This window comes from Diaphorobacter sp. HDW4A (assembly GCF_011305995.1).
Lineage (GTDB): Bacteria > Pseudomonadota > Gammaproteobacteria > Burkholderiales > Burkholderiaceae_C > Diaphorobacter_A.
Window position 1 is genome coordinate 4685793 of the sequence record NZ_CP049910.1, and the last position, 16075, is coordinate 4701867.

At 62.6% G+C, this 16075-nt stretch carries 18 protein-coding genes; 8 read left to right on the plus strand and 10 right to left on the minus strand.

The window, feature by feature from the left end; genetic code table 11:
• Nucleotides 1-22 precede the first annotated feature (22 nt).
• Nucleotides 23-715: a dienelactone hydrolase family protein gene (locus tag G7047_RS21530; protein WP_166309940.1), complete on the minus strand. Its 693-nt coding sequence runs from the start codon at nt 713-715 to the stop codon at nt 23-25.
• 157 nt (nt 716-872) lie between these two features.
• Between G7047_RS21530 and G7047_RS21535 the strand changes: the two genes are divergently transcribed.
• The 6 genes from G7047_RS21535 to G7047_RS21560 all read left to right on the plus strand — a co-directional run bounded on the left by G7047_RS21535 (nt 873) and on the right by G7047_RS21560 (nt 6299).
• Entirely contained in the window at nt 873-1619 is a 747-nt protein-coding gene (locus tag G7047_RS21535; protein WP_166309942.1) for an SDR family oxidoreductase, read from the plus strand.
• The gene (locus G7047_RS21540; protein WP_166309944.1) at nt 1619-2266 is read left to right on the plus strand and encodes a MarC family protein; all 648 of its coding nucleotides are present in this window, start codon (nt 1619-1621) and stop codon (nt 2264-2266) included. The genes G7047_RS21535 and G7047_RS21540 overlap by 1 nt, the downstream gene beginning before the upstream one ends.
• 19 nt (nt 2267-2285) lie before the next feature.
• The gene (locus G7047_RS21545) at nt 2286-2996 is read left to right on the plus strand and encodes a response regulator (protein WP_166309946.1); all 711 of its coding nucleotides are present in this window, start codon (nt 2286-2288) and stop codon (nt 2994-2996) included.
• Nucleotides 2997-3002: 6 nt separating this feature from the next.
• Nucleotides 3003-4442, plus strand: a complete 1440-nt coding sequence (gene creC / locus G7047_RS21550) for a two-component system sensor histidine kinase CreC (protein ID WP_166309948.1) — start codon at nt 3003-3005, stop codon at nt 4440-4442.
• 106 nt (nt 4443-4548) lie between these two features.
• Nucleotides 4549-6042: a cell envelope integrity protein CreD gene (gene creD / locus G7047_RS21555; protein ID WP_166309950.1), complete on the plus strand. Its 1494-nt coding sequence runs from the start codon at nt 4549-4551 to the stop codon at nt 6040-6042.
• Nucleotides 6039-6299 carry a hypothetical protein gene (locus G7047_RS21560; RefSeq protein WP_240939212.1) on the plus strand — a complete coding sequence of 87 codons (261 nt, stop codon included), beginning with the start codon at nt 6039-6041 and terminating at the stop codon, nt 6297-6299. Before creD ends, G7047_RS21560 begins: the two co-directional genes overlap by 4 nt.
• Here G7047_RS21560 and G7047_RS21565 read toward each other — a convergent pair whose 3' ends face one another.
• The 9 genes from G7047_RS21565 to G7047_RS21605 form a co-directional block, all read right to left on the minus strand.
• Nucleotides 6300-6821, minus strand: coding sequence for a hemerythrin domain-containing protein (locus G7047_RS21565; protein WP_166309952.1), 522 nt, complete (start codon nt 6819-6821; stop codon nt 6300-6302).
• 157 nt (nt 6822-6978) lie between these two features.
• Entirely contained in the window at nt 6979-7788 is an 810-nt protein-coding gene (gene map / locus G7047_RS21570; protein WP_166309954.1) for a type I methionyl aminopeptidase, read from the minus strand.
• Nucleotides 7785-8036 (minus strand): ParD-like family protein, encoded by a 252-nt coding sequence (locus G7047_RS21575; RefSeq protein WP_166309956.1) that lies wholly within the window; start codon nt 8034-8036, stop codon nt 7785-7787. The genes map and G7047_RS21575 overlap by 4 nt, the downstream gene beginning before the upstream one ends.
• Nucleotides 8037-8324: 288 nt before the next feature.
• Nucleotides 8325-8969 (minus strand): phosphoadenosine phosphosulfate reductase family protein, encoded by a 645-nt coding sequence (locus G7047_RS21580; RefSeq protein ID WP_166309958.1) that lies wholly within the window; start codon nt 8967-8969, stop codon nt 8325-8327.
• A 53-nt stretch (nt 8970-9022) separates the two neighbouring features.
• On the minus strand, nt 9023-9706 hold the full coding sequence (locus tag G7047_RS21585; protein ID WP_166309960.1) for an ABC-type transport auxiliary lipoprotein family protein: 684 nt from the start codon (nt 9704-9706) through the stop codon (nt 9023-9025).
• 23 nt (nt 9707-9729) lie between these two features.
• Entirely contained in the window at nt 9730-10722 is a 993-nt protein-coding gene (locus tag G7047_RS21590; RefSeq protein WP_166309962.1) for an MlaD family protein, read from the minus strand.
• Nucleotides 10722-11606 carry an ABC transporter ATP-binding protein gene (locus G7047_RS21595; RefSeq protein WP_240939213.1) on the minus strand — a complete coding sequence of 295 codons (885 nt, stop codon included), beginning with the start codon at nt 11604-11606 and terminating at the stop codon, nt 10722-10724. Before G7047_RS21595 ends, G7047_RS21590 begins: the two co-directional genes overlap by 1 nt.
• Nucleotides 11607-11609: 3 nt before the next feature.
• Nucleotides 11610-12731, minus strand: coding sequence for an ABC transporter permease (locus tag G7047_RS21600; RefSeq protein WP_166309964.1), 1122 nt, complete (start codon nt 12729-12731; stop codon nt 11610-11612).
• A gap of 243 nt (nt 12732-12974) precedes the next feature.
• Complete coding sequence (locus G7047_RS21605; RefSeq protein WP_166309966.1) at nt 12975-14237, minus strand: alanine--glyoxylate aminotransferase family protein; 1263 nt, start codon at nt 14235-14237, stop codon at nt 12975-12977.
• A 102-nt stretch (nt 14238-14339) separates the two neighbouring features.
• On the opposite strand from G7047_RS21605, the gene G7047_RS21610 reads away from it, so the two are divergent.
• Both G7047_RS21610 and G7047_RS21615 read left to right on the plus strand, forming a co-directional pair.
• Complete coding sequence (locus G7047_RS21610; protein ID WP_166309968.1) at nt 14340-15086, plus strand: GntR family transcriptional regulator; 747 nt, start codon at nt 14340-14342, stop codon at nt 15084-15086.
• A gap of 32 nt (nt 15087-15118) precedes the next feature.
• A complete protein-coding gene (locus G7047_RS21615; protein WP_205904660.1) occupies nt 15119-16072 on the plus strand; it encodes a GIY-YIG nuclease family protein in 954 nt (317 codons plus the stop codon).
• Nucleotides 16073-16075: the final 3 nt, after the last annotated feature.

The window sequence follows — 16075 nt, forward strand, 5'->3', positions numbered from 1 at the left end:
CCCTTTCCAGGGGCCAGTGCGTTCAGCCCACGTGCTTTGCGAAGAACGCCTGTGTGCGCTCGTCGGCGAGCTTCGATGCCGCCGCATCGAACGAGCCGCGCTGATCGCAGTTGAAACCGTGATCGGCCTCATACAGATGCACCTCGATCTCGGGATGTGCCTTCTCGAGCGCCTTCACGCTTTCCACGGAGATATGCGCGTCCTTATCGCCGAAGTGCGCGAGCAGCGGCACTTGGGGCTGGCGGGCAATTTCCGCCGGGGTGGTCACGCCGCCGCCGTAGTAGGGCACGGCAGCCGACAGGCCATTCAGCGTCGCCGCAGCGCGCCAGGTCAGCAGGCCGCCCCAGCAGAAGCCGAAGATGCCGACCTTCTTGCCGCCCGATTCCTTGGCGGCATAGTCGATGGCAGCCTGGATGTCGGGCATCACGCCCGGCTCTGGCAGCGCTTCGGTTCGGGACTTGAGATCGATGCCCGCCTTCATGTCGTCGCCCGTGTAGCCCAGCTCCACATCCTTCTGCACGCGGGTGAAGGTGGCCGGTGCGACCACCAGATAGCCGCGCGCGGCCCAGCGGTCGGCGACCGAGCGGATGTGCGAGTTCACGCCGAAGATTTCCTGCAGTACCACGAGAGCCCCGCGCGGTGCGCCCTCGGGCTTGGCGACGTAGGCGGGAAAGGTGAAGCCGTCGGCTGACGTGAGATTGGTGAAAGCGCCCATTTGGCAAGTCTCCGGATGATTAAAAAATAGGGGATATCGATGTGCGTGAGTCGATAAAACCACACATGCGACCACACAAGCATGCGGCAGATGCGTCGGCCCTTGGGATTTGACGACAATCTGGCGGAACCGATATTGGCATAAACGGAGACTTGCTTTGAACAAGATCGCACTCATCACTGGCGGCAGTCGTGGCATTGGAGCGGCAACGGCGTTGCTCGCGGCAAGCCAGGGCTGGGCCGTGGCGATCAACTACGTGCGCCATGCCCACGCGGCCGAAGACCTCGCCCGCAAGATCCGCGACGCGGGCGGCACGGCCATCACCATCAAGTCCGATGTCTCGGTCGAGGCGGATGTGATCACCATGTTCGACACGCTCGATCATGAGCTCGGCCGCATCACTGCGCTGGTCAACAACGCGGGCGTGGTGGACCACGCGTCGCGCGTCGACCAGATGCTGGGCGATCGCCTGCGCCGCATGTTCAGCATCAACGTGCTCGGCAGCTTCTACTGCGCCCGAGAAGCCGTGCGCCGCATGAGTACCAAATACGGCGGCGAGGGCGGCAGCATCGTGAATGTCTCGAGCGCCGCATCACGCCTTGGCTCGCCGCATGAGTACGTGGACTACGCGGCCTCGAAGGGTGCCATCGACGTCATGACCGTGGGACTCGCCAAGGAAGTGGCCGCCGAGGGCATTCGCGTGAACGCGGTGCGCCCCGGCTTCATCGACACCGAGATCCACGCAAGCGGCGGCCGCCCCAACAGGGTGAACGACCTCGTGCCCGGCGTGCCCATGGGGCGCGGCGGCACGCCCGAAGAGGTGGCCGAGAGCATCGTCTGGCTGATGTCCGACGCCTCGCCCTTCACCACCATGTCGTTCCTCGAAATCTCCGGAGGCCGTTGATGGATCTGAAACCACTCATCTCGCTGCTGGCCATCGTCAATCCGTTAGCCATCGTGCCGTTCTTCATCCATTACACGCAAGGCTTCAGCGACGAGCAGAAACGCCAGACGGTTCGCACCGCCGCATTCAGCACGTTTCTCGTGATTTCCGGTTGCGCGCTGCTCGGCCTGCAGGTGCTGGATTTCTTCAACATCTCGCTGCAGAGCTTCCAGGTCGGCGGCGGCATGCTGCTTTTGATCAGCGCGATCAACATGCTCAACGCGCGTCCGGCCGAAGACAAGCCCAACAGCGAAACGCTGGAAGCCGGTGCCGAAAAAGCCGCCATGGGCAACAGCATCGCCGTCGTGCCGCTGACGATTCCACTGCTCACGGGCCCAGCCGCCATGTCCACCGTGGTGATCTACGCCAATCAGGCGCACACCATCTGGCAGCATGTGGTGCTGCTCGGCTACGGCCTCGTGCTGGCCGGGGCTGTATGGATCTGCTTCTCGCTCGCCGAGCCGATCTCGCGCGTGCTCGGCAAGACCGGCATTAACGTGATGACGCGGCTCATGGGCCTGATCCTCGCCGCGCTGGCCGTGGAGGTGATGGCCGTCGGTCTGCAAAAGCTGTTCCCGATTCTCACCACCCGCTACCCGCCGCTCTGACGCAAAGTTGAACCGACGCATGCCCGCCCGACTCCTCCTCGTCGAAGACGACCCCGCGATTGCGCGTACCGTGATCTACACGCTGGAGCGCGAAGGTCTGCAGATCAACCACAGCCTGCTGCTCGGCGATGCCCGCGCGCAGATCGTCGCCACGCGCTTCGACGCGCTGATCCTCGACGTCGGTCTGCCGGACGGCAACGGCCTCGAACTGCTACGCGAGCTGCGCCAGCACCCGCTGCACCAATCCACGCCGGTGCTTGTGCTGAGCGCGCATGGCGAAGAGATTGACCGCGTGCTCGGCCTCGAACTCGGCGCGGACGACTATGTCGCCAAACCGTTCAGCCCACGCGAACTCGCGGCACGCGTAAAGGGCCTGCTGCGCCGCGCGGCCCCCGCGCCTTTGGCTGCCGCCGCAGCACAACAGCCGGACGAACGCGGCCCGTTCCATGACGACGCGGTCGGCCAGCGCATGCGCTTCAACGGCCAGCCGCTCGCGCTCACGCGGCGCGAGTACCGGCTGCTGTCCACGCTGCTTGCTGGTGCCGGTCGCATCCATTCGCGCGACCACCTGCTCACCGCCGCCTGGGGCGACGACAGCGAGAGCACCGACCGCACCATCGACACCCACATCAAGACCCTGCGCGCCAAGCTGCGCGCAGTGGACGCCAGCTGCGACTACATCAGCACGCATCGCGGCATGGGGTACTCGCTCGAAGTGCCCAAGGGCTGACACGCCATGCGCCTCGGCCTGCGCCTGCTGTTCGCCTTCTTCCTGATCAACGGCATCGCCGCGTTCTTCGTGCTGCGCGTATTCACCGCCGAGATCAAGCCCAGCGTGCGCGAGGTGATGGAAGACATGATGGTGGACACCGCCAACATCCTCGCCGAACTCGCGAGCGAAGAAGTGGCGAGCGGGCGCATGAGCCTCGCCAATCTGCGCACGCAGGACAGCACGTTCGCCCGCAGCGTCAAGCGCTATGCGATGCGGCCGGTGGACGCGAGCATCTGGGGGCTCTCCAAGCAGTCGCTGGACTACCGCATCTACGTGGTGGATGCGACCGGCCATGTGATCTTCGACAGCGAGGGCCGCGCCGAGGGCATGGACTATTCGCGCTGGCGCGACGTGGCGCTCACACTGCAAGGCAAATACGGCGCACGCGCCTCGCGCGACATTGCCGACGACGATTCGAGCGGCGTGATGTATGTGGCCGCACCGATTCTCGTCAACGACAAGATCGTCGGCGCGCTCACCGTCGCCAAGCCCACACGCACGGTGCAGCGCTTCATCGAGCGCGCCGAGCGCAAGGTGCTCAATGGCGGCGTGCTGCTGCTTGCGCTCTCGGCGCTGGTAGGCATCGCGATCACGCTGTGGATCGTCTGGCATGTGCGGCGACTGCGCGACTATGCGTTGAGCGTGCAGGGTCCGATCAACGCTGTCGCACCGCCACCGCCCGTACCTGAAGTTCCCGGCGAACTCGGCGATCTGGCACGTGCCATGGACAGCATGCGCGAGCGGCTCGAGGGCCGGGACTACATCGAAGGCTACGTGCGCGCGCTCACGCATGAGCTCAAGAGCCCCGTGGCCGCGATTCGCGGCGCGGGTGAACTGCTGCAGGACGATATGCCGCCAGCCGACCGCGAACAATTCGCCGCCCAGGTGGTCGAGCAGAGCGAGCGGCTGCAACGCCTGATCGACCGGCTGCTGGAGCTCAGCAAGCTCGAACAACGCCATCACGCCGACCCGGCCAAACCCGTGTCGCTGCACCGCTGCGCCGAGCACGCGCTCGCGCAATGCTCGGCCCGCGCACGCCAGCGCGGCGTTCAGCTGACGCTCACTGGCGAAGGCGCAAGTGGCCCATGGGAGGCCGATCTCGTCACCCTTGCCATCGGCAACCTGATCGACAACGCCATCGATTTTTCGCCCGAGGGCGGCACCGTGCGCGTCCAGGTGCAGGGCCGCCACGTCAGCGTCAGCGACGAGGGTCCCGGTGTACCCGAATATGCACTGCCGCGCCTTGGCGAGCGCTTCTTCACCACCGCACGGCCCGACGGCGCGCGCAGCGGCTCGGGTCTCGGCCTCGCCATCGTGCGCCGCGTGCTCGACCTGCACGGCGGCGACTGGCAGCTCAGCAATCTGCATCCGGGCTTCCGCATTCAGTTGCAGTTCGGGCATTGATTTGTAATTCGGCGAGGGACTTCACCCTCGCTTCACAAACTTCATTGCGTCATCACGCCGCGCGCAAAAACTGCGCTCCATGAAACATCCTTCATGGAGCAATACCTTGAGATTCCCCCTCCTCACCAAGCTGACGGCGCTGCTGCTCGTCATCGTGCTGTTGATGTTCGGTCTGTCGATGATCGAAGGCGTGGTGCGCGACCGCCAGTACTACCGCAGTGAAACCGAACGCAGCGTGGTGCAGAGCCTCGCGGGCTCGCAGACGCTGGTCGGCCCGATCATCCACAGCTCCTGCGTCGAGAGCTGGGACGTGGTCAGCGGCACGGGCAAGGACCGCAGCGTGCACGAGCAGCGCCGCGAGTTCATGCTCACGGCCCTGCCCGAGAACCTCAAGGTGCGCACTGGCGCGGTGATGGAAGAACGCACACGGGGCCTGCACAAGGTGAACGCGTACACGCTCAAGGCCCAAGTGACCGCCGAATGGCCAGGCCTCGCTCAGTTGCAACCGCAGCGCTCGATGAAGGATTCGCGCATGCAGTGCGGTGCACCGATCCTGATGATGGGCGTGGGGGATGCGCGCGGCATTCGCACCGCGCAGATGGAGCTCGACGGCAAGAACGTCGCGCTCAAGCCCGGCACCTTCCACCCGATCTACACGCGCGGCCTGCATGCCTCGTTGCCTGATTCGATCCGCAATGACAAGGCACCGGTGAATGTCTCGCTCGACCTCGAACTGGTGGGCACGCAGAACGTGTCCTTCGTGCCCATCGCCGGCAACAACGACGTGCAGATGCAGAGCAGCTGGCCGCACCCCTCGTTCGCCGGCCGATTTCTTCCATCCGAGCGGGACGTGAGCGACGAGGGCTTCAAAGCCAACTGGCGCGTGTCGTCTCTCGCCACCACGGCGCAGCAGGATGTGCGCCTCGGCCGCCGTGTCTGCAACGCGGGTGCAGATCAGGAAGAGTACTACGGCGGTCGCACCTACAACAACAGTGATGCTGCTGCTACCGCTGCGGCAGCGGTCACGTCAGCTACCGAGGTCGCGACAATCCAGACCCAGCCCGCCCCCGGTTGCGCAGACAGCTTCAGCGTCTCCTTCGTCGATCCGGTAAACCCCTATTCGCTGTCCGACCGCGCGATCAAGTACGGCGTGCTGTTCATCGCCCTCACCTTCGTAGCCGTGGGCCTGTTCGAGCTGATGAAGAAACTGCGCGTGCACCCGGTGCAATACCTGCTCGTCGGCGCGGCGCTGTGCAGCTTCTTCCTGCTGCTGGTGAGCCTGTCGGAGCATCTGTCGTTCGGCCTGTCGTATGCGATGGCCTCGGGCGCCTGCGTGCTGCTACTCGGCTACTACGCGAGTCACATCCTCGGCGGCTGGAAGATGGGCTTTCCGTTCGGTCTCGGCATCGCGCTGCTCTACGGCATGCTCTATGTGCTGCTGCAGCTCGAACAGACCGCGCTGGTCGTCGGTTCGATTGCGCTGTTCGTGGTACTGGGTGTGGTGATGGTGCTGACGCGCAAGGTGAACTGGTACGAGCTCACGACACGCAGCAACGGCAATAGCAGCAGCAACAAGGCACAAGAAGGAGCCACAGCATGATCGCCCTCGTACGCCCCGAATGCAGTGGCCCGTCGCTGTCGTTTGACGAAGTTCAGCGCGTGCAGCGCTATCACGACCGCCTGACCCGCGCGCTCGCCGCGCGCGACCAGCAGTCGCTACGGCGTGCCAAACAGCGTGTGCTGGCCGCCGCGTACGCCCCGAGGCGACGCATCAGCTCGCCCGCGTTTCGCAACGCGCTGCGTCAACTTTCATGGCACATGGCGGCCATGCTGCTCACGCGGGACCGGGCGAGATAACTAGTGAAGGACAGCGGCGTGCGCCTCGTCGTGTTCCGCCACCTCATCGTCGCCCGAGGAACACGCGCCGCCGCAGCCATGGATAGGTTCGCTGGGCAGGTGATCCGGAGAGGTCACCTCGCCCGTGAGCGGGTTGTAGCCCACGCGGCGCAGATGCAGCGCCAGCGCCGAGTCCATCATCTGCGTGTGCTGCACCACCCAGACCGCCAGTTCGCGGCCCATCTCGCGCAGCACAAACAGCTCGCCTTTTTCGGCACGCACCAAGCCCTCGCGCATCACCTGCAGCACCACCTTGTGCTGCACGCTGTGGCAGTTGCCCGAGGCAAATTTCGTCGCTTCCATCCAGCGATCTTCCTGCCCGAAATGGTGCTCCGTGTGTGCGATCAGATCCTGCCACACGGGAATCAGTTCGACATCTTCCGCGGCGTCCACCGCCTGCAGCAGTTCGACGAATTCCTGGTGGGTATCGTCCATCATCGGCAGGTCCAGCGCCAGCTCTTCGGACCATCTGAGAGTGCTCATTGCTTCATTGCTCCTTCTTCGGTTGGGCCTGAAGCAAGCATCGCCATGTGCCATGAATTTGTTTCAGGTGTTGCCGAAGGTTAGAAGCCAAGGAGTGCGTACACCTTGATGTACATCATCACCCAACAGCGGCGCCATGCATGTGGCAAGTAACAGCTCAAATCGCCGGGTAGAACCCTGTGCCATCAGGCCATGGCGTGAGCACTTCAAAGCCGGTGTCTGTCACTGCCACCATGTGCTCCCACTGCGCAGAAAGTGATTTGTCATTGGTGATCACCGTCCAGCCATCGCTGAGCTCACGCGTCGCCGCCTTGCCCGCGTTGAGCATCGGCTCGATCGTGAAGATCATGCCCGGCTCGAGCACCAGCCCCTGACCTTGCACGCCATAGTGCAGCACCTGCGGATCATCGTGGTAGACCGTACCGATGCCGTGACCGCAGTACTCGCGCACCACGCCAAAACGCTCGCGCTGTGCAATGCTCTGGATCGCGAAACCGATGTCACCCAACGTCGCGCCGGGCTTCACCGCGCGGATGCCCGCAAGCAACGCCTCGTAGGTCGTCTCGACCAGCCGCTTGGCCTGATTGCCCGGCTGCCCCACGTAGTACATCCGGCTCGTGTCGCCAATCCAGCCACGCGCCGTGGTCACCGCCACATCCACATTGATGATGTCGCCATCCTTGAGGATCTCCGCCGCCGACGGAATGCCGTGGCACACGACATGGTTCACCGAAGTGCACACTGTCTTCGGAAACCCGCCGTAGCCGATGTTCGTCGCCACGCACTGCAACTCGTTCACGATGTAGTCGTGGCACAGCTTGTCGAGATCGTCCGTGCTCACGCCCGGCTGCACATGCGGCGTAAGCATCGCCAGCACCTTCGCCGCCAGCCCACCCGCCTCACGAGACAACGCAATCTCGTCCGCACCCCGAATCGGCACAGACCGCACTTTTCCGCGACGACTCATGCCTTGCCCTCCACCAGACGCACAGGCGAGGCGGCGGTACCGCCCCCGGCTTCTACTTCGGCATCAGCCAGACGCGCATTCGCCAGCAGCAATGCACAAATGCCCGCGTAGTTGAGGTGTGGATGAATCTCCGCCAGTTGCCCCACACGCAGCCAATGTTCGGCCTGTGCATTGATGGAGCGGCTCATGGCAGAGCTGGAGAGACGGATCTGATCGTGCAGATCGTCGGAGATTTTGACGATTCCCATCCAGGAATTATACGATTTATATACAAACCATATACTCATTCAGGAAACTCACGCCCCACATCTCGCGAAGTCGCGAGATGCGCGGCACGAGCGCAGCGACGTGCCAAACATTCCTCTTTCCAAACTGATTTCCGGCGGTTGTCCGAACGGAGCGACGCAGTCGCGCAGAGAGTTCCGCCGGAGGTATTCAAAGCGCATTTTTGGTGACTTTTTGGGCAAGACCAAAAAGTTACTCGCCCGCCGGGGCGAGACCCGGCCTCCGCCCTCAACCCAAGGGCGAAAGAGAACTCAGTGCGAAAGATGCAACCCACACTCGCGGTTGTCTTCCCCCTTGGTAGGGTCCACATAATCAAAGTTGTTAGGCAGCCCATGCTCCACGAGATACTCGTAAAGCTGCTTGGACGACCAATGCAACAACGGCGCCACCTTGATCAACCCATCCGGATTGATGCTCACCGGCTCCATCGCAGCCCGCACCGCCGTATCCGTAGCCCGCAGCGCAGTGAACCAGACCTGCGGCGCCGTCTCCCGCAACGCGCGGGCAAACGGCTCGAGCTTTACCTCGGCGGTGAAGGCCTCATGGCGCGGATCATCGAGCGCAGGCACCGGTCCATCCACCGCCTCGCGATGCGCACGCGAGCGCAACGGCAGATAGATCGACAGGTTGAGCCCCAACTGCTTGGTCACTTCATCGGCGAACTGGTAGGTCGCCTCAGTGTTGTAGCCGTTGTCCATCCAGATCACGCGCATATCCGGCTGGGCCTTGGCGCACATGTGCAGAATCACCGCCTCGAACGGGCGGAAATTCGTCGTGACGATGTTGGTCTTGGAGAGGCCCACGGCCCAGTTGACAAGGCCCTGCGCATCGCGGCCGAGCGTGGCGTTGATGTAGGCAAGGTCGATGTTGTTGCTGCTGTCTTGTGCTTGGCTCATTGTGCTCAGCTTCGGTTCATATCAAAAAATCCGTGGTCGCAATCGCGTTCGGTTCACTGCCCGCTTTGCTCAACCCATTTGGCAATGTCTTCGGCCACCTGCGCCGCAGCATCGGCCAGCGCCTTGGCACCGCCTGCGGCATTCGCAGAGGCCGCCGGGCGCTGCGCCACGAACAGGCGCTGCGCGATCAATTCGTCGCCCGCCTTGAGCGAATCGACCAGCGAGGCGCGCACGCGCACGAGGCCCACGCTTTCGCGCTCGGAGCTGAACACCTGGCTGAACTCCTCGACCTCGGCGCGCAGCACCGTGGGCGACTTCCCGCCCTTGACCTGTTGATCGATGTTGGTGTCGCCATAGATCACCGCGCGCTGTGGGCTCAGACGGTCCCGCACGGCCTGCTGCATCAGCGTGGCCGGGGGCTGACTCCAACGTGCGAGCGTGTAGGGGTGCAGCAACTGGCCGTTGGAATAGGCCAGGCGATAGAACACCGCCGTGCGTCCATCAGGCAGGCCGGTGGAGGTGAAATCGCTCAGCGCAATCGGCGGCAGCGTCGGCTTCTGCGTAGCCTGATCGGCAGGCAACTGCTGCAGGCCGGGACCAAAGTCATACACATCGGCGCGTTGCGGCGGCGTGGGCAGGATCGAGCCGCAGCCGGTCACGGTCAGCACGCCCAGCATCAGCACCAACGCTGCGGTCAGGCCTTTTGTGGAGCGCTTCGAGAAGATGGCGGTGTTCATGAGCGAATGCCTCATTCGTTGGTTCATTTCGTCGCCGCAGGTGCAGCAAAGGCCGGTGCGACAAAGCCGGGCTCGCCGGGGCCTGCGGAGCCGCTGCCGTTGCCGTAGATCAGCGACTGCGGGTTGTCGCTGATGTTGTCGGCCGTGCGGCCAAGGCGGTGCGCGGCGCGGCCGGTTTCGTCGGCAGCACGGTTCAGGCGCGGCAGGGTCACGCGGCCAAAACGGTCGGCCGCAGCAGCGAGCGACTGTGCGCTGCTGGCGATTTCCTTGACCGGGCCGCCCTCCTGACTCAGGCCCTGCACGGTCTTGCCGATGTCGTTGGCCGCCGCCGCCGCGCTGTTGCCTGCGGCGCGCAGCGAAGCCAGCGTCTGCTGTGCATCCTTGGCCAGGCCCGGCATGGTGGCAAGCGCCGGATCGAGCTTGGTGGCCACCGTGTTGTCGAGGCGCTTGACCAGCACGTTCACATTGCCCGCCGCCTCGCCGAGCTGAGCGATGGCGACGCTGAAATTCTTCTGGTTCTCGTCGCCGAGCAAGGTGTTGAGCTTTCGCGTCGCCTCGTTCACCTGCACCATGATGTTGGGAATCTGCTCTGCGATCTGACTGAACTGCGAGGACTGCAGAGGCAGACGCGGAATGCCGTCTTCACCCACCGGAATCGGCTCGATGGGCGAATCCGCATCGTCGAGCTGCACATGTGCCAGACCCGTCACACCCTGATAACCGAGCGTCGCAAAAGTGGTGTTGCTGATCGGCGCGTTCTCGTTCACCGCGATGCGGATCAGCACGTTGCCACTGGCCTCGCGGTCAAAGCCGACCGAGGTGACCTTGCCGACCGCCACACCCTTGTAGCGCACGGCGGCCTGCGGCTGCAGACCCGTGACGCTTTCCTTGCTCGACAGCTCAAAGACCTTGTAGTCCGTCTTGTCGCGCGAGAGCCAGAGACCGAGGCCGGCGAGCAGCGCCGCCACCAAGATCACGAAGATGCCCGCAGCCAGTGCGTGAGACTTGTTTTCCATCAGCTTTCCTTGGCCGGAGATCCGGCGAATTCAGGGGGCAACGCCGCCATCGCCCTGCGGCCGCGATCTCCGAGAAAAAAGTGGTGAATGAAGGGATGATCGAAATGCACCACCTCGGCTGGAGTGCCGGTGACGATCACGCGCTTTTCGGCCAACACGGCGACCGTGGTCGACAACGCGAACAGCGAATCCAGATCGTGCGTGACCATGATGACGGTGAGGCCCAGCGTCGCGTGCAGCTCCTTGAGCAGCTCGCAGAATTCGTCCGAGCCGTTCGGGTCGAGCCCGGCCGTGGGCTCGTCGAGCAGCAACAGCGGCGGGTCCATGATCAGCGCGCGCGCCAGTGCCACACGCTTGATCATGCCGCCCGAAAGATCGGCCGGCATGCGCGCGGCGACCTCGGGCTTGAGGCCAGCCATCTGCAGCTTGACCAGCGCGGCGTCGTGGATCACATCCGGCGGCAGCGTGCCCTGCTCCTTCAGTGCAAAGCCGATGTTGTCGAGCACGTTGAATGCCGAGAACAGCGCGCCGTGCTGAAACAACATGCCGACGCGGCTCGTTGCGCCCTCGCTCGTGAGATCGCTCGCTGGATGACCAAGCACGGTGACCGTGCCCGATGTCGGTTGCGTCAGCCCGAGGATGTGGCGCAGCAACACCGTCTTGCCCGTGCCAGAACCGCCCACGAGCGAGACGATTTCGCCCTTGCGCACCGTGAGGTTCAGGTCCTTGTGCACGGTGAAAGCGTCCGCGCCTTCGCCGAACACGGTCGAGAGATTTTGGATCTCCACCACCACCGGCGCGTCGAGCGGCGGCGGCGCGGGCGCATGCGAGAGCGCCGTCGGCGCCGAGCCTGCGTTCATGTATTGCTTGGTCGATGCGTTCATCGCTCAGAACCCCAGATTCTTGAACGCGATGGCGAACAGCGCGTCCACGATGATGACCATGGTGATCGCGCTCACCACCGACGCCGTCGTGCCTTCACCGAGACTCTGCGTATTCGGCTCCACCGACAGCCCCCAGTGGCAGCCGATCAACGCGATGAACACGCCGAACACCACCGACTTGGCCATCGCCAGCCAGAGGTTGGACACGTTCACCGCTGCGGGCAGTGCCTCCACAAAATAGGCGGGAGAAATATTCATCGCCAGATCGGCCGCAAGCATGCCGCCCGCGAGCGCCGCCAGCGTCGTCCACAGCGCGATCAACGGCATCGCAATGCCGAGCGCCAGCGCCCGCGGCATGACGAGACGAAAGCCGTGCGGAATGCCCATCACGCGCAACGCGTCGAGCTCTTCAGTCACCCGCATCACGCCGATCTGCGCGGTGATCGCCGAGCCCGAACGTCCGGCCACGAGAATTGCGCCCAGCATTGGTCCAAGCTCGCGGATCAGCGAGATGCCGAGAATATTGACGATGAAGGTTTCCGCGCCGAACTGCCGCAGCTGCAGCGACATCAGATAGGCCAGCACCACGCCAATCAGAAACCCCACGAGCGCCGTGATCGGCAGCGCCGTCGCGCCCATGCGGTACAGATGCGCGGAAATGTCACGCCACGGCCCCTTGCGCGGATTGGCGACAAGGCGGCAGAGATCGAACACCAACTGTCCAACCAGCGCGACCAGATCCTTGAAATGCACATACGCGCCGAACAGCAGCGCGCCCAGATGGCACATCTGCGCATAGAGCCACGGCGTGGATTTCGGCGGCTCCTCGACCTTGCTGAAACGCTCAAGCTGCTCAAACACCTCTTGCTGCGCGGGCGTAAGCAGCCACTTGGCAGGCGCCCGCTTGCCCCAGTGGTTCCAGAGAATCTGCGCGCCCACATGGTCGAGGCGTTCGATGCCTTGCAGATCCCATTCGGCATCGCTGCCCGCGCGCTCAAGCTCCGCATCCAACCGCTTCCAGACCAGCCGGTCGGCAAAGGCCGCAGACACCCATTCCCCTTGCGCCTTCACGCTGGAGCGGTTGCCGGAATCGGCCAGTATCGACGGCGGGTTGGTAATCTGCATGGCAATGTATTGGCGGCCAGGTCCGACGGACCATGGCTCAAGGGAAACCTCTGCACGAAAGGTGGTGATTTTGCACTCTTGGCAGCCGGAGGGTTGCAAGCGCAGCAAAACCCGGCCAGACAGCAGGCCCAGCCCACACCCATCGAGCGAACACCCATCTCATCATTCCACAAAAAGAAAAGGCGCTCGCGCGCCTTTGCTCCCGAATACTGTCGGACAAGTGCTTGTAAGAACTGCCCGAAACTATGCCACACGCAGCTTTGCCGCCCCCTCAGCTGAAGGTAAAGATTGCGACGCATCGGCAGCGAAATGCCCCATGATCGCCTCGACGCCGCTGCCTGCCAACTTCACGCCCGCGAGCTTGAGCCCCATTTCCACACCGGCGACCATGGCAACCAGCGTGAGATCGTTGCTGTCGCCCAGATGCCCCAGCCGGAACATACGCCCGCGCAGCTTGCCCAGCCCCTGACCCAGCGACAAGTCGAAGCGGTCGTAGATCAGCTTGCGCACCGCGTCCGCATCCACGCCCTCGGGCAGGATCACGCCGGTCAGCACCGGCGAATAGACAGCCGCATCGGCGCACTGGATCGGCAGCCCCCAGGCATTCACCGCCGCACGCACGCCCGCCGCCCAGCGTTGGTGGCGCGCAAACACCACATCCATGCCCTGGCCGAGGATCATGTCCAGCGCCTCCGACAGGCCGTACAGCAGATTCGTGTTCGGCGTGTAGGGCCAGTAGCCGCCCTTGTTGACCTCGATGATCTCGTCCCACGCCCAGAATGCCTTGGGCAGCTTGGCCGACTTGGACACCTCAACAGCCTTCTGCGACACCGCGTTGAAGCTGATGCCCGGCGGCAGCATCAACCCTTTCTGCGAGCCCGACACCGTCACGTCGATGCCCCAGGCGTCGTGCTCCAGATTCGCGCAGGCAAGGCCCGAGATCGAATCCACCATCAGCAGCGCAGGATGGCCCGCCGCGTCGATGGCCTTGCGCACCGCGAGAATGTCCGAGGTCACGCCCGTCGAGGTCTCGTTGTGCACTACGCACACCGCCTTGATCCTGCGCTCCGTGTCCTTGTGCAGACGCGCCTCGATCAGGTCGGCCTGCACGCCGCGCCGCCAACCCGGCGCGTTCGGCAGATGCTTGTCGACGCCTTCATACGCGAGCACCTCGGGCTTCAACCCGAGCCGCGTCGCCATCTTGATCCAGAGCGACGCGAAATGCCCCGTCTCGTACATCAGCACCTCGTCGCCCGGGCTCATCACGTTGGCAAGAGCGGCTTCCCACGCACCCGTGCCCGAGGCCGGATAGATCACCACCGGCTGCTTGGTCTTGAAGATTTTGCCGATGTCACCCAGCACCTTCTTGCCCAAAGCGCCGAACTCCGGACCACGATGATCAATCGTCGGCAGGCTCATCGCCCTCAAAATGCGATCAGGCACGGGACTGGGTCCCGGAATTTGCAGAAAATGGCGGCCAGTAGGGTGAAAATCGAGTTGCAGCATGTCGTCTTCCTTTCAGGCTACATTTTGAATGCAAAATACAAAAACTGATGATCGTTAACCCTAGTCATTAGCATACGAAGCGTCAAAATTGAATTCATTTCCATGAACAACGCCAAACCGACGATCCTCTCCGCCAGCAAGACCATGGACAACATCCCGCGCATGGCGCTTCACGAACAGGTCGCCGACCGCCTGCGCCACATGCTGGTCGAAGGCGTGATCGAGCCCGGCGCCAAGCTCAACGAACGCGAGATCTGCGAGGTGCTCAACGTCTCACGCACCCCGCTGCGCGAGGCCATCAAGCTCCTCGCGGCCGAGGGTCTGGTGGAGCTGCTGCCCAATCGCGGCGCGGTCGCCGCGCGGCTCGACGAGAGCGACATCATCAGCACGTTCGAAGTACTGGCCACGCTCGAAGGCATGTCCGGCGAGCTCGCCGCCGAACGCATCACCGAAGACGAGCTCTCGGAAATCCAGGCCATGCACTACGAAATGATGGCCTGCTTCGCCCGCAAGAACCTCGCCGGTTACTACGACCTCAACGCCCGCATCCACGCCGCCATCAACGCCGCCGCCAAGAACCCGGTGCTCTCACAGATCTACCGCAGCGTAAACACGCGGGCCCATCCCGTGCGGTTTCATACCAATCATGATGAGAGCAAGTGGAAGCTCGCGGCGGCTGAACACTCCGAAATGCTGGAAGCGTTGGCTGCGCGTGATGGGGCGAAGCTCAAGCGGATTCTGGTGGGGCATTTGGAGAACAAGAGGGATGCGGTGCTATCACAATTGAGGAAAAGTAGTGCTTCCACGAGCACCTCAACAGCCGCCAAAGCGAAACGTAAATCTGTTTGATGCGAACACCCGCGACAAAAAATGAAAGAAATATGGGCAAGCAAATACGCATATACCTCGCCGATGGCACGTCAACAGGTGTCCGTCATGCTGAAATCACAAATTGGTCAGGACAAGCGTTGGCTTGTCCACGCAACCGATTTTCCGAACTCAAGGATTGGGGCGAAATTAAACGTCCTGGCGTCTATCTGCTTTTTGGTATTGATGAGGAAACAGGGGAAGACGCCGTATACATAGGAGAGTCAGAGGTCGTTATAGATCGCCTCAAGAACCACCTCACGTCCAAGGAATTTTGGTCAGAGCTCATTGCCTTTACAAGCAAGGACGATCACCTGACCAAGTCACATGTGAAGTATTTGGAATGTAGATTGGTTCAGTTGACAACCTTGGCTGGTAGATATCGAATCACCAACGGCAACCTGCCACCGCTACCCTCCCTACCCCGTGCAGACAAAGATGCTATGGAAGAATTTCTTGCATCCATCAGGTCACTCATTGGAGTCTTGGGGCATAAGGTTTTAGACCCTCTTGTCAAACCAGCAAACCCTAGTCTTACAAGCGCTTTAACCGAACAAACTCAAGCTTCTTCCGCCATCCAAGCGTCCGAAGATTCGGGAAAGGAATTGCCAGTAATTTTCGAGTTGCGTATCTCCGGACGCACTATCGCTGAGGCGGAAAAAACAGATGAGGGATTTGTCGTTCGTGCTGGAGCGAATGTGGCCGAAAAGATGCGTGAGAGTCTTAGTGGAGGATACAGGGCTCTGCGCGAAAAGCTAAAGAGTTCCGGTGCCATCGCACATCAAAATGGACAACTCAAACTACTGAAAGACCATCTATTTACCAGTCCGTCACAAGCCGCAGCGATTCTGGTTGGTTACGCCATAAATGGTCGAGATTGCTGGAAAACATCGTCTGGTATCAGTCTTGGCGCATACGAGCAAAAGATTGCCGATAAACTGATAAACGAACTTCTAGATAAAGTTTGACGT